Genomic DNA, 21,624 nt, shown 5'->3' with positions numbered 1-21,624 from the left:
GACCATGACCAATAATTTTGACGGTTCGACATTCGGCGCGCACCCGGGGATGAGCCCGGACGAAGCCGGCAAGCGCCTGCGTGCGCATGAGCAGCCACTGGGCAAGCAGGATTCGGTTGAGGAAAAGAGCCCGCTGGGTTGGACCGAAGACAAACAAGGGGAAACACTACCTGGCGAGCAGCCCCATGCCGGCGGTGCCCCCGAGCAAGCGCATGTCAGTGCCCCGGCGGATGCCTGCGCCGAACAGCCATTGCCCGAGCCGGACAGGGTGCCAGTTGTTGCTGCACCTTCATCCAGCCCGGCTGGCTTCGCCGCCGATGCAGATGCCGGTGGCAATACACCGTCGCAGGGGGTCGTCGATGACGCCTGGGCACCTGGCAGGGCGTTTGTGGCAGGTGAACTGGGCTCAACAGCGCTACCGGCTACCGATCTAGCGGCTATCGATGGTGGTGCCAGCGCATTGCTCGCTCTGCTTACTCTGCACGCAATGGGCCGCGACGACAGCTCGGCGCCATTGTTGGCAGCAGGCGATCTCGCCGGCAGCGTGATCGAGGACACCCAACACCAGATCAGCGGCCATCTTAGTGTAAGCGGTGGTGAGGCCGGTGCGGCCGTCCAATGGCAGGCGCTGGCGCCGGATGGCGTGTACGGACGGTTGCAGGTCGCGCCCGACGGCAGCTGGCTTTACACCCCGAACGAAACCAGCCCGGCGTTTCAGGGGCTCAACGAAGGCGAGCATGTCATCGAGGAATTTCTGGTGCGCGCCAGTTCGGGCCATTCGGCGCCCGTCGATCTGCTGATTCGCATTGACCTGCAAGGCACCAACGACCGTCCGGCAATCACTCAGGGCTCGGTACTCATCGGCAGCAATCGCGAAGACGGGCAAACATTCGCCAGCGGTCAGCTGGAGGCCGTGGACGCGGATGTGGACGCCAGGTTGCACTGGCAGGTCGACACCGTGCACGGCCAATACGGTGAATTGACACTCGATGCGGCCACCGGCCAGTGGCAGTATCACCTCGACAACGACCGAGGGGCGACTCAGGGGCTCGCCGAGGGCGAAGTGGCCAGTGAGTCTTTCCTCGCCAGTGTGATCGACGAGCACGGTGCGACATCCTCCGCGCGCCTGACCATCACCATCATCGGACGCAACGATGACCCGGTCATTGGCCGCATCGACTCGCTCCAGGCAATGCAAGATGGCGGCATTATTCAGGGGAGAATCCCCGCGACTGATGTCGACACGCTCGACCAGCTCAGTTTCAGCACCACTGCCAATGTACCTGGCTTCATCCTGGCAGCGGACGGCGGCTATCGTTTCGATCCGAGCGACGCCGCCTACCAGTACCTGGCCGAAGGCGACACGCAGCAACTGATCATTGCGGTGACGGTCAGCGATGGCCATGGCGGCATCGCCACGCAGAACCTGGTGATCAATCTCACCGGTAGCAACGACCTGCCAGTGCTCAACACCCTCGTTGCGCGTACAGCCGCTGAAGGCGACGCGCTGTTGACGGGCCAACTCAATGCCACTGACGTGGATGCCGGCCACAGTTTGACCTATGGCACCGCTGCCGAGGTCGACGGTTTCACCCTCAATCCGGATGGCAGCTACAGCTTCGACCCGGCCCACAGCACCTATCGATCGTTACCCGCCGGGGCTCAGCAAACGCTGGTTATCCCGCTGACAGTCACCGACGAACACGGTGGTTCGGCCACGCAAAATCTGGTCATTATCGTAACCGGGACTAACCAGGGAGCCGTCATCAGTGGTGCGGTCAGCGGTACGGTCTCCGATGACAACACCAGCAGCACGGACCTGCTGGAAACGGGCGGGCAGCTGACCATCAGCGATCCAGACAGCGGCGAAACCCGGTTCTCGCCCCACAGCGCCAGCGATGCCCTGGCCGGCCAATACGGGGTGCTGACCATCGACGCGTCCGGTGCCTGGCATTACGCAGCAGATAGCAAACAGGCCGCTGTGCGGCGACTGGGGCAAGGCGACACGCTGACCGATCACTTCACGATTACCAGCATCGATGGCACCCAGCAGAGTATCGATGTCACCCTGACCGGCACCAACGATATGCCGGTTATTAGTCACGACTCCATCACCAGCGGATCGATCCTGGAGGACGTCACGCAGAACACGGTGACGGGTGTGCTGGTCGCCAACGACGTCGATATCGGCAGCCAGCTCAGCTGGAGCCTGGAGCCGATAGCGGGAACTTTCGGTACATTGTCCATCGACCCGCTCAGCGGCGAGTGGACTTACACCCTGGACAACAGTCGTTCAGCGACCCAGGCCCTGGCAGAGGGGCAGCAGTTCACGGAACACTTCACTGCGCTGGTCACCGATGAGCATGGCGCAGTAGCGCAACAGCACATCGATATCAGTGTGCGCGGAACCAATGACAACCCTGTGCTACTGCAGATCCCGGCGCAGAATCTCACCGAAGACGACACCGTCGTGTACGGCCAGCTTGTCGGTACCGACGTGGATACTGGCGACACGCTGAGCTACGCCACAGCCTCGATCACCCCCGGCTTCAACCTCAACGCCGACGGCAGCTACAGCTTTAACCCCGGCGATGCGGCTTACCAACACCTGGCCGAAGGGGCCCAGCAGGTCCTGACGATCCCGGTGACGGTGACTGACAGCCACGGCGCTACAGCGACGCAGAACCTGATCATCACGCTTACCGGCAGCAACGACCTGCCGGTGATGAGCGTGCTCGCGGGCGAGAACGCCACCGAAGGCGACGCAGCCATCACCGGTTATGCCACGGCGACCGACATCGACACTGGCGACGAGCTCACCTACAGCACGTCGGCCACTGTCGACGGTTTCAGTATCGACCCCGATGGCACCTACCATTTCGACCCGAGCAACGCGGCCTATCAAAGCCTGAACGCCGGTGCGACGCTGACCCTGAGCATCCCGCTGACGGTGACCGACAATCATGGCGGCACGGCAACGCAGATGCTGACCATCATCCTGACTGGCAACAACCAAGGGGCGGTGATCGCCGGGGTGAATAGCGGCAGCGTCATTGAGGATCAGTGTGCCACCGGCCAACTGGAAACCGGGGGCCAGCTGAGCATCAGCGACCCTGACCGCGACGAAGCTCAATTCGTCGCGCACGACGGCACCAGCCCGCTCTTGGGTACCTATGGCAGTCTGACCCTCGATGCCAGCGGCGCCTGGCACTACACGGCGGACAACAGCCAGACGGCCATTCAACAGCTGGGCGACGGCGCCCAGGTCAGCGACCACTTTACCGTTACCAGCAGTGACGGCACTCAGCACCAGATCAGCGTGACCCTGATTGGCACCAATGATGTGCCGGTACTCAATGCTATTGCCGCACAAAGTGCCGACGAGGATGGTGTGAGGGTTTCCGGGCAGCTCGTCGGCACCGACGTCGATACCGGCGACACGCTGATCTACAGCAGCACCGCGAGCGTGGCCGGCTTCACCTTGAACGCCGATGGCAGTTACAGCTTTAACCCTGGCGATGCGGCTTACCAACACCTGGCCGAAGGGACCCAGCAGGTCCTGACGATCCCGGTGACGGTCACCGACAGCCATGGCGCCACCGCCACGCAAAACCTGGTGATTGCCATCACCGGCAGCAACGATCTGCCGGTGATGAGCGTGTTGACCGCGCGCACGGCCACCGAAGACGACGCCGCCATAACCGGCCATGCCACGGCGACCGAAATCGATACCGGCGATATGCTGACTTACAGCAGTAATGCCAATATCGACGGTTTCAGCATCGACCCCGATGGCACCTACCATTTCGACCCGAGCAACGCGGCGTATCAGAGCCTGAACGCCGGTGCGACGCTGACCCTTAACATCCCGCTGACGGTCACTGACAATCACGGCGGCAGCACCACTCAAATGCTGACCATCACCCTGAGCGGCACCAACGATGTGCCGGTGATCAGCCAGAGTTCGATTACCACCGGTGCGGTCACCGAGGACGCCACGGCGAACACGGTAGTCGGCGCGCTGATCGCCAGTGACGTCGATATCGGCAGCCAGCTCAACTGGAGCCTGGTGTCTGCGTCTGGTGTTTATGGCTCGTTGGCCATCGACAAGGACAGCGGCCAGTGGACCTACACCCTGGACAATAGTCGTCCAGCCACCCAAGGTCTGGCGGAGGGGCAACAGATCAGCGAGCGCTTCAGTGTACTGGTCACCGACGAACATGGCGCTTCGGCCCTCCAGGATGTCGTCATCAGTGTGCAGGGTACCAACGACAATCCGGTGCTGCTGAATGTACCGCCCCAGAGCGTTTTAGAAGGCGGTGCCGTGGTAAACGGCCAGCTCAATGCCAGCGATGTCGATACTCGCGACATCCTGAGCTTCAGCACTTCAGCGCAGGTTCCGGGCTTCACCCTGAGCGCAAATGGCGCTTATTCGTTCGACCCGTCGAACGCCGCGTACCAGCACTTGGTTGACGGTGCCACGCAGACCCTGAACATCCCGGTGAGCGTCAACGACGGCAACGGCGGTACGGCGACGCAGATTCTGACCATTACGCTGATCGGCACCAACCAGGGTGCCGTCATCGCCGGGCGTGATATCGGCAGTCTCACCGAGGATTTCGACTCTCCGGGCACGCATCTGTTGGAGGCGGCCGGCCAGTTGACCATCAGCGATCCGGACAGCGACCAAGCAGTATTTACCGACCACGCGGGTGCCACCGCACTGACCGGCAGCTACGGCAGTTTGAGTATCGACGCCAGCGGCGCCTGGCACTACACCGCCGACAACAACCAGGCGGCGGTGCAGCAACTGGGGCAGGGCGCCACGCTGACCGAACACTTCACCATTACGAGCGTCGACGGCACCCCGCATACCGTGACGATCACGTTGAACGGTACCAACGATGTGCCGGTACTCAACGCCATCAGCGCGCGTAACGCGCAGGAAGATGGTGCCAAGGTGACCGGGCAATTCACGGCGACCGATATCGACACCGGCGACACGCTGAGCTACAGCGCAACAGCGACCGTTGCCGGATTCACCCTCAATGCCAACGGCAGTTACAGCTTTAATCCCGGCGATGCGGCTTACCAACACTTGGCCGAAGGGGCACAGCAGGTCCTCACTATCCCGGTGACGGTGACCGATAACCACGGCGCCACGGCCACGCAGAACCTGGTGATTACCATTACCGGCACCAACGACCTGCCGGTGATGAGTGCGCTAACCGCACGCACGGCCACGGAAGGTGGCGTCGCGATCACCGGCAAAGCCGTTGCCACCGATATCGACACCGGCGATGTGCTCATCTATAGCACTTCGGCCACGGTCGATGGCTTCAACATCGACCCGGACGGCACTTACCATTTCGACCCAAGCAACGCGGCCTATCAAAGCCTGAACGCCGGTGCGAAGCAGATTCTGAACATCCCGCTGACAGTGACCGACAACCACGGGGGCACGGCGACGAAAATTCTGACCATCACCCTGACAGGCACCAACCAGGGTGCGGCCATCGCTGGCGTCGATACCGGCCGCGTCACCGAAGACCAGGTCACCAGCGGTCACCTGCTGGAAACCGGCGGCCAACTGATCATCAGCGACCCGGACAAAGGCGAGGCGATATTCACGCCGTACACTGGCACCGGCGCCCTCGCGGGCACCTATGGCAGTCTGACCATCGATGCCAGCGGCGCCTGGCACTACAGCGCCGACAACAACCTGACCGCCGTGCAGAAACTGAGCGAAGGCGCGACAGTGACGGACACGTTCACCGTGCACAGCGTTGATGGCACGGCGCATCAGATTATTGTCACCCTGCTGGGCACCAACGATGCGCCGCAGATTGGCCCGAGCTCCGTCCTCATCGGTATGGTCACTGAAGACGCCGCCGTACGCACCACCAGCGGACTGCTGGTGGCCAGTGATGTCGATTCCGACGCCCGTCTGTCCTGGAGCCTGACGTCGACCGAGGGCAGCTACGGCACCCTGGCCCTCGACGCCGCAAGTGGTAGCTGGGTTTACACCCTGGACAATAGTCGCGCTGCGACCCAGGCCCTGGCGGCCGGTCAGAAGGTACATGAAAGCTTCATTGCCACCGTCACCGACAACCACGGCGCCACCTCGCAGCAGACCGTGGACATCGTCATCACAGGGACTAACGACCTGCCAGTGATCAGTGGCAACAGTACCGGTGCGGTGACAGAGGATGACTCGCAAAATGTGGTTTCCGGCACCCTGACCCATGCTGATCCGGACGCGGGTGATACCTTCTCCTGGTCGCTGGTCAACGGCAGTGGTACCTACGGCACCTTGGCGTTCGACATCTCGACGGGAACCTGGAACTACAGCCTCGACAACTCACGCGCCGCCACCCAAGCCCTGGCGGTGGGCGAGCACCACACCGAGAGCTTTACCGTTCGTGGCACCGATGCATCCGGCACGCCGGTCAATCAGGTGATCTCGATCGAAGTCAACGGCAGCAACGACAATCCAACCATCAGCGGTGCTCACCAGGGTAGCGTGGTCGAAGACAGGACCATGACCGCCAGCGGCGCGCTGTCGTTCCACGACATCGACACAGGCGACAAACTGGGGGCGTGGCAAGTGCTCACGCCGCAAGGTATTTATGGCACGCTCAGCATCGACCAGAACGGCAATTGGACGTATCACCTAGATGTTGCTCGCTCACAGTCGATCCAGGCGGGCGACACGCCACAAGACAGCTTCGTCGTGCGCGTTACCGACAACCACGGCGGTTATGCCGATCAGCAGGTCACCCTTCAGGTCACCGGCACCAATGACGGCCCGGCCATCGACCCCAATTCACCGGCGCTCACGGGGGACGTGACCGAGGACCTGATCGGCGCGACCACTGCCCAAGGCACTATTGCCAGTGGCGACCCGGACATCGGCGATACGTTGACCTGGTCGATCAATGGTTACAGCGGGCAGAGTGTGGGCAACTACGGCACGCTGACGCTCGATCAGAACGGGCATTGGACCTACACGCTCGATCACGACAAAGCGGACCGACTCGCCGAAGGGACAACGGTCGTCGATCGCTTCCTCGTCAATATCACTGACGCGGCTGGCGAACGCAGCTCCGCCACTATCCAGGTGCAAGTGCACGGCACCAATGATGGCCCGCACATTGGTGGCACCAGCAGCGGCGAGGTGACCGAGGACATCACCACCCGTGTCAGCGGTAAGTTACTGCCGGGCGATGTGGACAACGGTGACACCGCCAGTTGGAGCATCGTCGGTGACCCGCATGGCCAGCTCGGTACGCTGACCCTCAATGCGCAGGGCGTCTGGACCTACCAGCTGGACACGGGCTCGGCCAGTGTCGATGCCATGGGGGAGGGCGCGAGCGCAACCGAGACGTTCCGCGTCCAGGTGACCGACCCGCACGGGGTGACCGACTTCAAGGACATCACCATCACGGTTCATGGCCACAACGATGCGCCGTTTATCAGTGGCGTCGACAGTGGCGATATCACCGAGGACCAGCAGGGCACCATCACCGGGTGCCTCACCGCCCATGATGTGGACAGCGGCGACCAGCCGAGCTTCGAGCAGAGTCATTACGCCGGCACCTACGGCCAATTCTCCTTGAACACCGATGGGCAGTGGACCTATCAGCTATTTGACTCGCAGGCGTACGTCCAGGCGCTCGCCGAAGGACAGACCGTCACAGAAACCTTCACCATTGCGGCGCACGACCAGAACGGCGGCGTCACCTACCAGCCGGTCACGATCACGGTGCATGGCACCAACGATGCGCCGCTCATCAGCGGCGTCACCACCGGCGTGGTGTTCGAATACGTCTCACACACCGCATCCGGACGGCTGGTCGGCTACGACCCGGATCAGGGCGACACCAACACCTGGAGCCTCATTAATGGCCAAGGCACGTTCGGTACGCTGACGCTCGACGACCATGGTCGTTGGACCTACACGCTCGACGTCAACGACGCCGACACCAAGGCGTTACAGCCTGGTGATCAGGCGACGGATAGCTTTCGTGTGGTACTGACTGACAATCAGGGCGCTCGCACGGAATGCTTCGTCAATGTCAGCGTGGTCGGCACCCAAGCCCCCAACGCACCGCCCGATCCAGGCACAGGCGGCGGTGATGGCAGTGACGGCGGTGATATCGACACGCCCCCGCTGACCCTGCCGTCAGTCAGCGTCAGCGTGACCGAGGACGTTTCACTCATATCGTCAGGCCAGCTGACCGGCGTTTCGCCCGTCGGCAGTCCAGTCACCTGGCACGTGACGCCCGTCGACGGCACTTTCGGTGTCCTTACCCTGGGGCCCGACGGAGCGTGGGTCTATAACCTGCATAACGACGCGGCGCAGGTCCAGGCGCTCAATGAAGGACAGTCAGTCCAGGAGTATTTTACCGTCAGAGGCGTCGACACCAGCGGCAACATCGTGCTGACTGAGTTCACGGTGACCATCAATGGTACCAACGACACGCCACAAATCGTCGGCGTGCTCCAGGGCACGACGATCGAGGACCAACAGCTCACCGCCAAGGGCAGTCTCGCGGTGCAGGATCTGAACACCGGCGACAGCACGACCTGGAGCGTGCAGGATGGCAAAGGCCAACTCGGCGACTTCAGCATCGACAACAATGGTGACTGGACCTACCACCTCGACAATGCCAAGGCGCAGTACCTGAATGCCGGCGAGTCCGTCGTCGAGCGCTTTTGGGTGAATGTCACCGACAATCACAACGGGACCGGCTCACGTGAAGTCGTCATTACCGTGTACGGCACGGCCGATGGCCCGATGATCCCCAGCGTCACTGACGGCATCGCCGAACCCGGCGGCAAGGAAACACTGGCTGGCAAAATCCCGGTCCTCGATCCGGATATCAGCGAGACCTTTAGCTTTAGCCTGGTATCGAGCTCGCAAGGCCAATTTGGCAGACTATCGATTGATCCGGACGGCAGTTGGCACTATCAGCTCGATAAGGCTGATGCCAACACCGCACTGAAAAGCCTGGCTGCGGGCCAGCAACTCACTGACACTTTTACCGTGCAGGTCAGAGACAGCAACGGTCATATGGCCCTGGAACAGATCCGTCTACTGGTGAGCGGAATTAACGATGCGCCGGTGATCAACGGCGCTACCACAGGTTCCGTTACCGATCAGAGCATCATCCAGACCAGCGGCAAGTTGCTCGCGAGCGATCCGGATGCCGGCGACGTCGCGACGGTCAACCCGCAGTCCGTGGACAGCGCCCTTGGCCATTTCGAGGTCGCAAGCGATGGCGCCTGGGTTTACACGCTCAATATGCTGAACCCCGCTGTCAAGGCACTTAACGCGGGTGACAGTCTCACCGAGACATTCCATGTCACGGCCGTCGACGGCAACGGTGTATCGGTGGGCAAGGACGTAGTCATTACCATCCACGGCAGTAACGACCTGCCTGTGGTGGGTGGCGACGTGCGCGGCAGCACCACGGAAGACACCACGCCCAGCAGTCATGGCCAATTGACCACCACTGACGTGGATACTGGCGACATCACGCAGTGGACTGGCATGAACACGGCTGGCGCGTATGGCCATTTTGAGATGTATGCCAATGGCACCTGGAACTACCTGCTCAATGGCAACTCACCTCAGGTGCAGGCGCTCAAGGATGGCCAAGTCGTTAGCGAGACCTTCATTGCTCACGGCAGAGACCAACATGGCGGTGAAGTCACGCAGGTCATTACCATCGACGTCCACGGCACCAACGATGCCGCCATCATCACTGGGCAGCGCACTGGCGACCTCACCGAGGACCAGGATGCCACCAATGGCCAACTGGTGATTTCCGGGCAGATCCACCTGACCGACATCGATAGCGGCGAAGGCATTATCAACGCGCAGACCGTCCAGGGCGCCTATGGCACCCTGGAGTTACGCGGTGACGGCACCTGGCGCTACTCGGCGGACAACGCCCAGGATGCCATTCAACACCTGGGCCAAGGCGCGACCCTGACCGATAATCTCAGCCTGACCAGCGCCGACGGTACGCCGTACCAGATCAGCATTATGGTGCACGGTACCAACGATGTGCCGGTGCTGAGTGTGCTCACCGCGCAAAATGCGATTGAAGACGGTGCCATGGTCACTGGCCAGTTGCTCGGCACTGATATCGACACCGGCGACACGCTGATCTACAGCAGTACTTCGAGCGTGGCCGGTTTCACCTTGAACGCCGATGGCAGCTACAGCTTCGATCCATCCGATGCGGCCTGGCAGCACCTCGCCGAAGGGGCTACACAGGTACTGACCATTCCGATCATCGTCACCGACAGTCAAGGTGCGACAGCCACGCAGAACCTGGTGATTACCATCACCGGCAGCAACGACCTGCCGGTCATGAGCGTGCTGACTGCACGCACGGTCACCGAAGGCGACGCTGCCATCACCGGCCATGCCACGGCGACAGACGTCGACACCGGAGATACGCTGACTTACAGCAGTAATGCCAATGTCGACGGTTTCAGCATCGACCCCGATGGCACCTACCATTTCGACCCGAGCAACGCGGCCTATCAAAGCCTGAACGCCGGTGCGACGCTGACCCTGAGCATCCCGCTGACAGTCACTGACAACCATGGCGGCAGCGTCACGCAAACGCTGACCATCACGCTGACCGGTACCAACCAGGGTGCCGTGATCGCCGGGGTGGACAGCGGGAGCCTCATTGAGGATCAGAGTGTTTCCGGCCAACTGGAAACCGCGGGCCAGCTCACCATCAGCGACCCTGACCGCGACGAAGCTCAATTCGTGGCGCACGAGGGCACCAGCCCGCTCCTGGGCACCTATGGCAGTCTGACCCTGGATGCCAGCGGCGCCTGGCACTACACGGCGGACAACAGCCAGACGGCCATTCAACAGCTGGGCGAGGGTGCCCAGGTCAGCGACCACTTCACTATCAGCAGCGTCGACGGCACCCAGCACCAGGTCAACGTGACCCTGATCGGCACCAATGATGTGCCGCTACTCAATGCCATCACCGCGCAGAACGCGGTGGAAGAGGGTGCCATGGTCACTGGCCAGTTACTCGGCACCGATATCGACACCGGCGACACGCTGATCTACAGCAGCAGCGCGAGCGTGGCAGGCTTCACCTTGAATGCCGATGGCAGCTACAGCTTCGACCCGGCCGATGCGGCGTATCAGCACCTCGCCGAAGGGGCGACCCAGGTTCTGACCATTGCGATGACCGTCACCGACAGTCAAGGTGCGACAGCGACGCAGGACCTGATCATCAACCTCACTGGCACTAACCAGGAAGCGGTGATTACTGGCGTCGATACCGGCCACGTCCAGAAAGAAGGCTTCACCGATAGCCTCCATTTACTGGAAACCAACGGTCAGCTCACCATCAGCGACCCCGACGACAATGAAGCATCGTTTGTAGCGCATAGCGGTGCGGACGCGCTGGTTGGCACTTACGGCTCGCTCGACATCGATGCCAGCGGTGCCTGGCACTACAGCGCCGACAACAACCAGGCTACCGTGCAGCAATTAGCCGAAGGTGAACAACTGGCTGAGCACTTCTCGGTCAGTAGTGTCGATGGCACCACACACAACGTGACCATCTCCCTGACCGGCATCAATGATGCACCCAACCTGAGCGTCATGAGTGCGACAGCTGTCAACGATGAACCAAGCGTGTCGGGCCATATGGCCAATATGGCTGTCGTGCCCTCGGCCTACACAGTTGACAGCCCGGCAGCAGTGCATCAGGACGCTACGGATGTGACGACACAGCAAGCAAGTGCTGGCGATGCTACGCACGCTACGACCACCCAGCCTTCACCCGTGGATCTTTACCTGCAATTTGCCCAGACCGATGCCAATCATTTGGCAGCAGGGCTCGATGCGCATAGCGACAGCACATCGGCCCAGCATGCAGATAATCCTGGGCAATCGTCAGTCGAGGAGTACCTGCAGCTCGGCGGCGTGGATACAGCCCATCTCAGCCAGACAGATCCAGCGCTATCGCTGGATCACCAACCGCCACCGGATAGCCCGTTGCACCCGGGAGCCGCAACGCCGGAGTCGACTGACTCCGGGTACCACGATGCAGGGCTGGCGGATGCGCCGAGCATGCCGATACCGGATCCCGCTCCGCAGCATCACGGATGAGGGTCCGTTTGCGCCTGTCCATTGGCCTGGGCATGGATGGAATGCTTTTCCAAGAGCGCTCAGGCGACATGCCCCGTCACTTGGCCGCATAGCTTTGTCAGCTGTTCGGCCAGATCGACCACGCGGCGGGGTGCGTCGGCGCGCAGGTGTAGCGCGATTTCAAGTGACGCCAGTTCGGGGAAGGACTCGGCGACGCCCAACCGTCGGTGGCCGGGCAGTGCAAGTCGCGAGGGCAGCACGCTGACCCCGAGACCGTTGGCGACGGCTGACCGAACACCGGCGAGACTCGCGCTGCTGTAGCCGATGCTCCAGCGTCGGCCGGCGCTCTCCAGCGCGTGGATCATTTCATCGCGATACAAGCCGCCCACCGGAAACACCACCAGCGGCAGCGGGTCGCGTTCGTATGTCGGCTCGCTGAGGCTGTCGAACCAGGCCAATGGTTCGGGCCAGGCGGCATGCCCCACAACCTGTCCCGGTCGCTGTTTGATCAGCACCAAATCGTAGTCGCCGGCACAAAACTGTTGCCATAGCGTATTGCTCAGCCCGCTGCTGATCTCAAGTCTTATCGAGGGGTGGGCGCGTGCGAAGGCGGCAAGCGTCGGCGTCAGCAAGTCGGACGCGAAGTCTTCTGGCACGCCGATGTGCACCTCGCCCTGTGCGTGGCCCTTGCGTAACGCTTCCACCACTTCTTCCATCAGCCCCAGGATCCGGCGTGCATAGACGAGCAAACGCTCACCGTCCTCAGTGGTGCCGACGTAGCGGCCGCTGCGGTTGACCAGTTCGCAGCCCAGTTGCTCCTCAAGGCGCTTCAACTGTTGGCTGATGGTCGACTGGCTCAGGTGCACGCGCTCACCGGCACGGGTGAAGCTGCCGCTTTCTACCACCGCGACGAAACTCTTGAGTAGCAACGGATCGATCAGCGCCGAAGTCATTACATTCCCCACTAATTGTCATTCGAACATTTCATTTCCGAATAATAGCACCTGATCTTAATCTTTCAGAACAGCCGCGTTGCGGCCTGTTGACCAAAATCCCAAGGTAAATGTGATGACAACTGACGTGACACTGATGCCGAGCCCGAATCCTCACCGTTGGGAAAGAAGTGCGCGCCATGATTGACCGCGGATCGGTTTGCATCGCTACGGGCGTGTCGCGCGCAGGTGAGGTATCACTCGCCGCCCTGTTGCTCCTGGTGCTATTGGGTATGAATTTGCGGCCATTCCTGACCTCGGTAGGGCCGGTGCTCGAACTGGTGCGAGCCGACATCGGCCTCGACTTTCGCGCCGCCGCGATGCTGACCACCTTGCCCTTTGTACTGATGGGGCTGATTGCCTTCATTGGCATGGGTGTCGCACGACGCTTCGGCGAACGACGGGCGCTGGCCGGCGCATTGTTGCTCTTGATGCTCGGGTGCGCGTCACGGGCCGTGGTCACGGACGGAGCGCAGTTGATCGTTGGCGCCGGTATCGCCGGTACTGGCGTGGCGGTGATTCAGGCCTTGATACCGGGTGTCGCCAAACGCTGGTTTCCTGACCGGATAGCGATGGTGATGGGACTCTATTCGGCGGCATTGGTCGGCGGCGGGGCACTTGGCTCGCTGGCAAGCACTTGGCTGAATGCGTATGGCGGCTGGAGGTTAGGGCTTTCCATCTGGGCGTTGCCAGCGCTTGCGGTGTTCTTGCTGTGGCTGGTGTGCGCGCCACGCACTCTGCCGATTGCTACTGGTGGGCCTGCACCGGTCTTGACCGGCAGCTTCTTCAAAAATCGGCGTGCGTGGCAGTTGGCGGCCTACTTCGGACTCACCAACGCCGGCTACTCAAGCCTGGTTACCTGGCTGCCTTCCTTCTACCACCAGCAGAACATGGGCCTGCAGGCCTCGGGAAACTTGCTCGCGTGGTTGGCACTGTTCCAAGCGACGGCGGCGCTCGCCATGCCGATGCTCGCCCGCCGCAGCGCTGACCGGCGCGGTGCCTTATGGGTGACGATAGCGCTACAGATCGCTGGTTTCGCCGGCTTTGCGCTGGCCCCCAACGCAGCGCCGTGGTTGTGGGTCGCTTTGGCCGGACTCGGCCTCGGCGGGTTCTTCTCGCTCAGCCTGATTGTCAGCCTCGACCATTTGTCCGGCGCGCAAGCGGCCGGCACCTTGGCGGCTTTCGTTCAGGGTATCGGTTTCTTGCTCGCCTCGACTGCGCCCTGGTTGATCGGCTGGCTGCGCGACTCCGGCGGGAGCTTCATCACTGGCTGGTGGTTGCACATTGGCGTGCTCGCGGCTATGGCGGTGCTCACTGTCCAGTTTTCCCCGGCGAGCTACCGACACAGCATGCGAGCAGTGTGAACGTGGTTAAACAGAACGACATGGCCGAATACAGCTCGGCTACTTTTTAAACCTCAGTACCGTTGTGCCTACGGAGACTTAAAATATGAAGAAGTTTACAGTTTCAGTTGTTCTGGCCATGGCCGCCAGCGGCGTCTATGCGAAAGACTTGCAAGTCATTCGCTTCGGCGTTGACCCCACTTATGCTCCGTTCGAGTCAAAGGCACCCGATGGCACGCTGGTAGGCTTCGATATCGATCTTGGCAACGCGATCTGCGAAAAGCTGAAGGTCAAATGTGTATGGGTCGAGAACTCGTTCGACGGCATCATCCCGGCGCTGAAAGCCAAGAAGTTCGACGGCATTCTTTCCTCGATGAGTGTGACTGAGAAACGTCAGGCGCAAATTGCCTTCTCTGACAAGATCAGCAATGTCCTGCCCCGTCTCATTGCGAAAAAAGGCTCCGACCTTCAGCCAACAGTTGAATCCCTTCAAGGCAAGCGTGTCGGGATCGAGCAGGGCTCCACGCAGGAAACTTATGCGAGGACTTACTGGGCGCAGAAAGGCGTCACCATCACGACGTACCAGAACCAGGACCTGGTTTACCAGGACTTGAAGGCCGGCCGCCTGGATGCAGCGCTGCAATCTTCAGTGCAGGCCGATCTGGGTTTTTTGAAAACCGAGAACGGACGTGATTTTGCTTTTGCCGGCCCGGAGTTGCGCGACCCGAAAACCCTCGGTGTGGGGGCAGGGATTGGTTTGCGCAAGGAAGACAATGAACTTCGCGAACAGATCAATGTAGCGCTGGCCGAGATTATCAAGGACGGAACTTATCAGACGATCTCCGATAAATACTTCTCCTTTGATGTTTACAACTAATAGATTCAAGTCGTTTACGACTCCAGGCTTTTGCGGCATTTAAAAACAATAAAAGTACTACTGAACAAGATAGGCAGTCCGCTATCGTGTTCAAGGAGAATGCAATGTCCTTGGTAGATTATGGGCCGCTGATCGCGAGTGGCACGTGGATGACACTAAAGCTGGCCACCTTATCGCTGTTGGCCTCGGTACTGATTGGTTTGGCAGGCGCCAGTTCCAAGTTGTCAGGTCATCGTTGGCTACGCAATATGGCCACCCTCTACACCACGCTGATACGCAGTGTTCCCGATCTGGTGACCATGCTGTTGCTGTTCTACAGCATTCAGATACTCCTCAACCAGGTCACTGAAGGGCTTGGAATGGATCAAATTGATATTGATCCATTTCTGGCGGGTGTCGCGACGCTCGCATTTATCTACGGTGCTTATTTTACCGAAACTTTCCGCGGTGCTTTCCAGGCGGTGCCGCGTGGTCAGACAGAGGCTGCCATGGCCTATGGCCTCAGCCCGTGGCAGGCGTTCTATCGTATTTTGTTCCCGCAAATGATGCGTTTTGCCCTGCCGGGTATTGCCAACAACTGGCAGGTCATGATCAAGGCGACCGCGCTGGTGTCCATCATCGGTCTGTCCGATATCGTCAGGGCCACCCAGGATGCCGGAAAGAGCTCTATGCAGCTGTTTTATTTCACTGTGATTGGTGCACTGATTTATCTTTTCATTACCACGGTCTCAAACGGCGTCTTGATATGGCTTAAGCATCATTACTCCGTCGGCATTCGGGAGGCGGAACTGTGATAGCGATTATCCAGGAATATTGGCAAGCGTATTTGTGGTCGGACGGCGCTAACTTTTCCGGCCTGGCAATAACCTTGTGGCTGCTGGTGCTGTCGATCGCGATCGGATTCGTGCTGTCCGTGCCGCTGGCCGTGGCGCGTGTTTCAAAAAACCGCTTTGTCCGACTTCCAGTCTGTTTTTACACCTATGTGTTTCGTGGCACGCCGCTCTATATACAGTTGTTGATCATCTACACCGGTGTTTACAGCCTGAGCGTAGTGCGCGAGCACGAATTCCTCGACATGTTCTTTCGCGAAGGCTTCAACTGCACGGTGCTGGCGTTCGCACTCAATACTTGCGCCTACACCACGGAAGTCTTCGCTGGCGCGATCAAGTCGGTGCCGTACGGCGAGGTAGAGGCGGCCCGCGCCTTTGGCATGTCGAAGTTCACCCTGTATCGCCGCATCATTCTGCCCTCGGCGTTGCGTCGCGCACTGCCGTATTACAGCAACGAAGTGATCATGATGCTGCATTCAACCTCGGTGGCGTTTACCGCCACGGTTCCCGACATCCTGAAGGTCGCCCGCGACGTGAATTCGGCGACCTATGCATCGTTCGAGGCCTTCTTCATCGCCGCACTGTTGTACGCGGTGATTGCGCTGTCGCTTGTCTGGCTATTTCGTCGCGGTGAAAACCGCTGGCTGGCCTTCCTGAAACCCCAGGCCGCCTGAAGGCCACCTACGCAGGGTCAACACCATGTACAAACTGACCGTAGACGAACTGTACAAGAACTATGGCGACCACGAAGTACTCAAGGGCGTGTCAATCAAGGCCAAGGCAGGCGATGTGATCAGCATCATCGGCTCCTCAGGTTCGGGCAAGAGTACCTTCTTGCGTTGCATCAACTTCCTCGAGCAGCCGTGCGCCGGGCGAATCACGGTGAATGCCGAGGAAATTCGCACCGAGAAGGACAAGAACGGTGGGCTGCGCGTGGCCAACCAGAAACAGCTGCAAAGCATGCGAACCAAACTGTCCATGGTGTTTCAGCACTTCAACCTGTGGGCACACATGTCCGTGCTGGAAAACGTTATCGAAGCGCCGATGCATGCGCTTGGCCTCAGCCGCGATGAGGCGGTGACCCGCGCTCGCAAGTACCTGGCCAAAGTCGGGCTGCCAGCCAGCATGGAAGCCAAGTACCCCTCGCACCTGTCTGGCGGCCAGCAGCAGCGTGTGGCGATCGCCCGGGCCCTGGCGATGGAGCCAGAGGTGATGCTGTTCGACGAGCCGACCTCGGCGCTCGACCCGGAGTTGGTCGGCGAGGTGTTGAAGGTGATGCAGGCCCTGGCCGAAGAAGGCCGGACAATGGTGGTGGTGACACACGAAATGGCCTTTGCCCGCGAGGTGTCAAATCATGTGATTTTCCTGCACCAGGGCAAAATCGAGGAAGAAGGCAACCCGGAGCAACTGTTCAAGCACACCAAAAGTGAGCGTCTCAAGCAGTTCCTTGCCGGCAACTTGAAGTAGATGAGGATCAAATGAACAAATCGTTCTGGCTGCGTAATGTCCGCCCCTATGGCGGCGACATTGAAGACATACAGATTGTTGATGGGCGTATTGGCGACCGTCAGCCAGCCAGTGGCAATCCAGTCGCTGACGCTGACCTTGACGGGCAAGGTCAGTTACTCGTTCCTTCGCTTGTGGAAAGCCACATCCATCTGGACAAGACCCTGTGGGGGCAACCCTGGCGGCCGCACAGTGCAGGCCCGACGCTCAAGGCGCGCATCGCGAATGAGCGTCAAATCCTGCGCGAGCTCACATCACCCATCGCAGAACGAGCGGGTGCTCTGTTGGAGCAATGCATCGCTCGCGGCTCGCTGACGTTGCGCTGTCATGTAGACGCCGATCCCGAGTTGGGCATCGAGCATGTGCAAGCCATGTTGGAGCTGCGCGAACGCTACGCCGACCTGATTGATATTGAGTTCGTCACCTTTCCACAGGTTGGCCTGGTGAATCGCCCCGGGGTCGAGGCATTGATGCGCGAAGCCTTGGAGCTGGGGGTTGAGGTGGTAGGGGGGCTGGACCCCTGCGGCATAGACAACGATCCCATCGCGCATCTCACGATACTGTTCGATCTCGCGGACAAGTTTGATCGCGGTATCGATATTCACCTGCATGACGGTGGGGAATTGGGCCTCTGGCAGATTGCTCGCATCATTGATTTCACTGAGCGCTATCAGCGTCAGGGGCGGGTCATGATCAGCCATGCCTTTTGCCTGGGCATGAAAAACTGGGCTCAAGTGCTCCCGTTGGCTGAACGGTTGGCGGCCAATCGTATTTCACTCATGACCACGGCGCCATCCGACATTGCCATTCCACCCTTTGCCGAGCTGCTTTCAGCGGGGGTCAACGTCTGCCTCGGTTCTGATGGTATTCGGGACGCGTGGACCCCAATGGGCAATGGCGACATGCTTGAACGCGCGATGCTGCTCGCATTGCGCTGCGGCATGAGAACAGACCCCGAACTCTGCACCGCGTTCGAAGCCGCTGCCGGCAATGGAGCCCGAGCACTCGGACGAACTGATCACGGATTGGCAACGGGACAAACAGCCAATTTGTTGTTGCTGCCTGCAGAAACCTTGAGTGAAGCCGTTGTGAGTCGCCCGTTAGCGCGGACGGTGATCAGCCGGGGAGTCGTCGTGGCGAAAAATGGCAATCTGCTCCGGAGCCGCTTGTGACTCAAAATACACTCAACAAAGTAGACCTGCTGATCGAGCACGGTGTGGTCATCACCGTGGATGAGCAACGGCGCGTCATCCACGACGGTGCGGTGGCCGTGCTTGGCAACCGGATCGTTGCGGTGGGGCGCACGGAAGAACTGCGGTCTCGCTTCACAGCTGAAAAAGTCATCGACGCGCGCAACAAGGCGGTGCTCCCAGGCTTGATCGACAGCCACGCCCATGCAGGCCACGCCATGCTGAAAACCATTGGTGGCGGGGAGGGCGATGCCTGGATGGGGGCTTGCGAGAACATTTACACCCTGGCCTCCGGAGTCGGGTTCTGGGAGATCGATGCCAGGTTGTCGGCGCTGGAGCGACTGAAATGCGGCACCACCACCGGCGTGTCGTTATTGGGTGGAGGCGATTCGATCATGCGGGTCGACGACCCGGTTTATGCGCAACGCCATGCCCAGGCAATCGCCGAAATCGGTACCCGCTCGGTGGTGGCCGTCGGGCCGTCGCGGCCGCCAGCGCCGCGCACTTACCTGGACTGGACGACTGAGCCGCCCACTCGACGCGAAGTCAATTTCGAGACCATGTTCGAGGTCTGCGAAGAAATCGCCAGAAGCTGCGACGGCATGGCTGACGGTCGGGTGCGTATTGCCATCACGCTGCCAGTGTACGCGCCACAATACGAGCCCAGCCACCGGGAGCAGGCGCCTCTGTTCCGCCAGCAAGCACGGGATTACCTGGCGCTGGCCCACCGTTATGGCCTTACGTTCACCCAGGATGGCCATCGCGCCGGTACGCTGGCGCTGGCCCACCGCGAACTGGGCCTGCTTGGCCCGACATCCTTCATGTCGCACTGCATTGACCTGACCGAGGAAGACATCGCCCTGTGCCGCGAGACACAGACCAAAATCGTGCACAACCCGAGCGCCATCATGTCGATCCTGGGCCGCTGCCCGGTACCGGAACTGATCGAGGCCAATGTCACCGTCGCCCTCGGCTCCGACGGCGCCGCCCCGGACCGCGGTTACGACATGTTCCGCCACATGTTCCAGTGCATGCACTACCACCGCCGCCATTTTCGCGATCCGGACATTCTGCCGCAGGGCAAAGTGCTGGAAATGGTCACTATCGATGCGGCCAAGGCACTGTCGATGGACCATGAAATCGGCTCTCTGGAAGTCGGCAAGAAAGCCGACATCATTCTGATCGACCTGTTCAAACCACACCTGATGCCGATGAACATGCCGGTCCACCGTGTCACTTGTTTCGCCAACGGCGGGGATGTGTGTACCACCATCGTCGATGGCAGGATTTTGATGGAAGACTACGTCGTACGCGCCGTCGACGAGGCTGCGGTGCTGGCCGCGGTGCAAGAGGAATCGGAACGCATGCTGGACCGTAGTGGCCTGCGCCATCTGACAAAAGAATCGAACAACCTCTGGCGGGCGGCAAGGTATCGCGCGGCAGGTAGCCATTGAATTCGCCAAAGAGCAGGGCTGACCCTGCCAATGTCCCACGGTGCTTACACTGAATGTTATTCCCGGCCAACTGAGCCTGGCCCAACTGCGTGCTGTCTACCAGCATGGTACGCCTGGTCATGGTGCTCAAGGTCAACAGCCTGAGCAGTGGTTTTTCCGGAATTCGTCGCGTGGTCATCGACGCGCTGATCGCCCTGATCAACGCCGAGGTCTACCCGCACATCCCGTTGAAAGGCTCGGTCGGTGCTTCCGGCGATTTGGCGCCGTTGGCGCACATGTCGCTGGTGTTGCTGGGTGAGGGCAGGGCGCGTTACAAGTGTGGTCGGTGAAGTTGCTGCCTAGCCTGTAAGGGCGCCATCGCTGGCAAGCCAGCTCCAACAGTGGATCGTATGGGCCCTGTAGGAGCCGCCTTGCCGGCGAATTTATGTCGTGGTGAAACCCGCCAGCCAGAAACTAAGTTAGAGTGCTCATCAATGCCTGTTCATAAGGGCTCTCCACTCGATTCGCGTAGTCGCGCCAAGCGGTTCCAGCGCACGAACCGGGCAAAAAAAACCGTATCTCAGTCGATATTTGAAGAATGAATCGTCCGCTGTTTGTTTCTCTGGATGGGCCCAAGGGAGCCGGAAAAACCACACTGTTGGAGGCCGTGACGAAAGTACTGCGGGCAGACAACAAAAAGGTGATCCGACTTTCCGAGCAAAAAAGCGATCCCTATCGGGGTGAAACAATGACCCTCGTTAACAAACTGGTCAGAAATCCCACTCGGGATTTGGAGTTGGAGGTTTGTGAGCGCTTTGCTGATAGCCGTGCCTGGATTTCCCAGCACGTGCTGGCTAAACAGCCACCAGACAGCATCATCTTGATTGATCGCTGGTACCCATCTGATGCCGCGTTTCGTCGAATAGTCCCGTTTGCAGAGATTCTGCAGTTGAACATTGATCGAAACGTGCAAGTGCCAGACCTGCATGTCGGGGTTGTCACCAACCCGGAAATTTCATGGGCAAGGGCGGCGGCACGACGGCGTGGGTTGAGCAGTACTGTGATCCATAATCTGGAAGAACATGTCGCTTGTACCCAGGCATTCGAGCAAGCGATTGCAGATCACGGCTGGGTTTTATGCCGTAATGAAGGAACGATCGAAGACGCAACGATGCAGGTGGTTTCTGAGATCTATGGGGTCCTTGGAGGCTCCGTAGGCAAAGTTCGCTGCGCCGGTTTGTGTTCATGAGCTTGGTTTTCCATGAATACAGAACAAGACCTTGGGTGTGACCGCTGACTATAAAAGATAAA

At 60.2% G+C, this 21,624-nt stretch carries 10 protein-coding genes and 1 pseudogene; 10 read left to right on the top strand and 1 reads right to left on the bottom strand.

Features of this window, described 5'->3' with window-relative positions; genetic code table 11:
* Window positions 1-4 precede the first annotated feature (4 nt).
* A complete protein-coding gene (locus AC3ISI_RS13725; protein WP_489337447.1) occupies window positions 5-12,163 on the top strand; it encodes a VCBS domain-containing protein in 12,159 nt (4,052 codons plus the stop codon).
* A gap of 59 nt (window positions 12,164-12,222) precedes the next feature.
* On the opposite strand, the gene AC3ISI_RS13720 is transcribed toward AC3ISI_RS13725, so the two are convergent.
* The gene (locus AC3ISI_RS13720; RefSeq protein ID WP_489337446.1) at window positions 12,223-13,095 is read right to left on the bottom strand and encodes a LysR family transcriptional regulator; all 873 of its coding nucleotides are present in this window, start codon (window positions 13,093-13,095) and stop codon (window positions 12,223-12,225) included.
* Between the two features lie 179 nt (window positions 13,096-13,274).
* On the opposite strand from AC3ISI_RS13720, the gene AC3ISI_RS13715 reads away from it, so the two are divergent.
* The 9 genes and pseudogenes from AC3ISI_RS13715 (at window position 13,275) to AC3ISI_RS13675 (ending at window position 21,562) form a co-directional block, all read left to right on the top strand.
* Window positions 13,275-14,498 (top strand): cyanate transporter, encoded by a 1,224-nt coding sequence (locus AC3ISI_RS13715; protein WP_489337445.1) that lies wholly within the window; start codon window positions 13,275-13,277, stop codon window positions 14,496-14,498.
* 85 nt (window positions 14,499-14,583) lie between these two features.
* A complete protein-coding gene (locus tag AC3ISI_RS13710) occupies window positions 14,584-15,354 on the top strand; it encodes an ABC transporter substrate-binding protein (RefSeq protein WP_489337444.1) in 771 nt (256 codons plus the stop codon).
* 104 nt (window positions 15,355-15,458) lie between these two features.
* Complete coding sequence (locus tag AC3ISI_RS13705) at window positions 15,459-16,148, top strand: ABC transporter permease (protein WP_489337443.1); 690 nt, start codon at window positions 15,459-15,461, stop codon at window positions 16,146-16,148.
* Window positions 16,145-16,858: an ABC transporter permease gene (locus tag AC3ISI_RS13700; RefSeq protein WP_489337442.1), complete on the top strand. Its 714-nt coding sequence runs from the start codon at window positions 16,145-16,147 to the stop codon at window positions 16,856-16,858. Before AC3ISI_RS13705 ends, AC3ISI_RS13700 begins: the two co-directional genes overlap by 4 nt.
* A 25-nt stretch (window positions 16,859-16,883) precedes the next feature.
* Window positions 16,884-17,651, top strand: a complete 768-nt coding sequence (locus tag AC3ISI_RS13695) for an ABC transporter ATP-binding protein (protein ID WP_489337441.1) — start codon at window positions 16,884-16,886, stop codon at window positions 17,649-17,651.
* 11 nt (window positions 17,652-17,662) lie between these two features.
* Window positions 17,663-18,862 carry an amidohydrolase family protein gene (locus AC3ISI_RS13690; RefSeq protein WP_489337440.1) on the top strand — a complete coding sequence of 400 codons (1,200 nt, stop codon included), beginning with the start codon at window positions 17,663-17,665 and terminating at the stop codon, window positions 18,860-18,862.
* Complete coding sequence (locus AC3ISI_RS13685) at window positions 18,859-20,334, top strand: amidohydrolase family protein (RefSeq protein ID WP_489337439.1); 1,476 nt, start codon at window positions 18,859-18,861, stop codon at window positions 20,332-20,334. The genes AC3ISI_RS13690 and AC3ISI_RS13685 overlap by 4 nt, the downstream gene beginning before the upstream one ends.
* 92 nt (window positions 20,335-20,426) lie before the next feature.
* Window positions 20,427-20,651: pseudogene (locus tag AC3ISI_RS13680) on the top strand (aromatic amino acid lyase); the annotation flags it as partial.
* 260 nt (window positions 20,652-20,911) lie between these two features.
* Window positions 20,912-21,562: a dTMP kinase gene (locus tag AC3ISI_RS13675; RefSeq protein ID WP_489337438.1), complete on the top strand. Its 651-nt coding sequence runs from the start codon at window positions 20,912-20,914 to the stop codon at window positions 21,560-21,562.
* Window positions 21,563-21,624: the final 62 nt, after the last annotated feature.

This window comes from Pseudomonas sp. GL_139_B (genome assembly GCF_057834475.1).
Note: the sequence above shows the minus strand (reverse complement) of the source record. Positions and strands in the feature narration are given on the sequence as shown.

Excerpts from the sequence above, each read along its gene's own strand:
- AC3ISI_RS13725 (WP_489337447.1), top strand. The coding sequence starts at position 5 with ATGACCAATAATTTTGACGGTTCGACATTCGGCGCGCACCCGGGGATG.
- AC3ISI_RS13720 (WP_489337446.1), bottom strand. The coding sequence starts at position 13,095 with ATGACTTCGGCGCTGATCGATCCGTTGCTACTCAAGAGTTTCGTCGCG.
- AC3ISI_RS13705 (WP_489337443.1), top strand. The coding sequence starts at position 15,459 with ATGTCCTTGGTAGATTATGGGCCGCTGATCGCGAGTGGCACGTGGATG.
- AC3ISI_RS13710 (WP_489337444.1), top strand. The coding sequence starts at position 14,584 with ATGAAGAAGTTTACAGTTTCAGTTGTTCTGGCCATGGCCGCCAGCGGC.
- AC3ISI_RS13690 (WP_489337440.1), top strand. The coding sequence starts at position 17,663 with ATGAACAAATCGTTCTGGCTGCGTAATGTCCGCCCCTATGGCGGCGAC.
- AC3ISI_RS13695 (WP_489337441.1), top strand. The coding sequence starts at position 16,884 with ATGTACAAACTGACCGTAGACGAACTGTACAAGAACTATGGCGACCAC.
- AC3ISI_RS13675 (WP_489337438.1), top strand. The coding sequence starts at position 20,912 with ATGAATCGTCCGCTGTTTGTTTCTCTGGATGGGCCCAAGGGAGCCGGA.
- AC3ISI_RS13715 (WP_489337445.1), top strand. The coding sequence starts at position 13,275 with ATGATTGACCGCGGATCGGTTTGCATCGCTACGGGCGTGTCGCGCGCA.